The 1,460-nt window shown below is 37.5% G+C and carries 1 protein-coding gene; it reads right to left on the reverse strand.

Annotated features, from left to right (window positions below; genetic code table 11):
- Positions 1–95 precede the first annotated feature (95 nt).
- Positions 96–1,460 (reverse strand): peptidoglycan DD-metalloendopeptidase family protein (locus E1171_RS01450; protein WP_155203365.1); only part of this gene is annotated, 1,365 nt, incomplete at its 5' end.

A 1,460-nucleotide genomic window follows, 5' to 3' on the forward strand; every position in this document is an offset into this window, starting at 1 on the left:
AAAAATTTTCTTTTTTACTGGGTAAAAAGGAAAACGATTACATCATGCTAGAAGCCAGCAAAATGGTTTACTCTAGGAATTCTAATTCCTGTTCATTACTTACCTAAGGGTTTAATCCTTTCAAGGCTAGAAGAAAACTGTACTATATTTTCTTCATCAGAAACGAAATTGCTGAAATTCTTCTTACTTGCCAGTTCCCCTCTAATCATTGGAGCACCTAATTTAATGTTATCCAATTCATTCATTATCTCATCCCTTATCTCAAAATAAGCAATTTTATTTTTTTCTTGTATAGGCTCCGAAGGAGGAATCTTTACTCTTAAAGCATCCACCTGTTTTCCGTTTTTCCAAAAACGATAGCAAAGGTGTGGGCCAGTAGCCAATCCTGTACTTCCTACATATCCAATGACATCGCCCTGTCGCACTTTCCTTCCAGCCCTCATTCCCCTGGCAATTTTTGACATATGAAGGTATTGAGTTGAATAGGTACTATTGTGTCTTATTTTGACATAATTGCCATTGTACCTACTATAAGTGGCAGACTGAATAACACCATCCCCCACAGCAAGAATAGGTGTACCGGTAGGAGCGGCATAATCCGTACCCAAATGAGCTTTATAACGCTTTTGTACCGGATGAAAACGACGTCGCGAAAATCGGGAGCTAATTCTTGAATATTTCAAAGGGGCTTTCAAAAAGGCTTTTCTTAAACTATTTCCCTTTTCATCAAAATAATCTAATCCGTCACCCTGATCATAATAGATTCCATAGTAATCCTCTCCAAAATGTTGGAAATAAGCACCCAAAATTTTTCCTATACCTACCTCTTCTCCTTCCACCTGCTTTTCCTCATAAATAACTTTGAACTTATCGTTTTTCTGGATGCGAAAAAAATCAATTTGCCAGGCAAAAACATCTGATAATTCGGCGGCTAAAGCAGGGCTGGCCCCGGCTTCCATCATGGCCACATACAAGGAGGAAGTAATAACACCTGTGATATCTTTCTTGATAATTTCAACTTCTTTTTCTCCCTTATAAACCTTAAGAGAATCTTGGAGGTTAAAAACATAATATTCTATGGGGTTCGGCTGGTAAATAAAAGTTTTGGCCGTTTGAAGGGAATCTGGGTAGCAAATCAAGGTATACTTTTTCCCCGCTTGAATTTTTCTAACATCAAATACTTTTTTGGAATTTCTTGCCAGACGATCAATGGTTGCAAAAGAAACATTGTAGGGAATGAGAATTTCTGATAAATTTTGATTTCGCCTGACCTTTTCTTCTATGACCATCATGGAATCCACCACTTCACCAAATAAAATTGTTGGCTCCTTTGTGGCAAACTCCAAACTGTCAATCTGTTCTTCGGTTAATAATTCTGGTTTTTCTTCATTTTGTACTGGTTTTAAACGTTTTACCCCATAAAAAATGACTCCTCCTATTATCGCAACAGCGATCAGAGC

Origin of the sequence: Xanthovirga aplysinae (genome assembly GCF_009711365.1) — a bacterium.
Lineage (GTDB): Bacteria > Bacteroidota > Bacteroidia > Cytophagales > Cyclobacteriaceae > Xanthovirga > Xanthovirga aplysinae.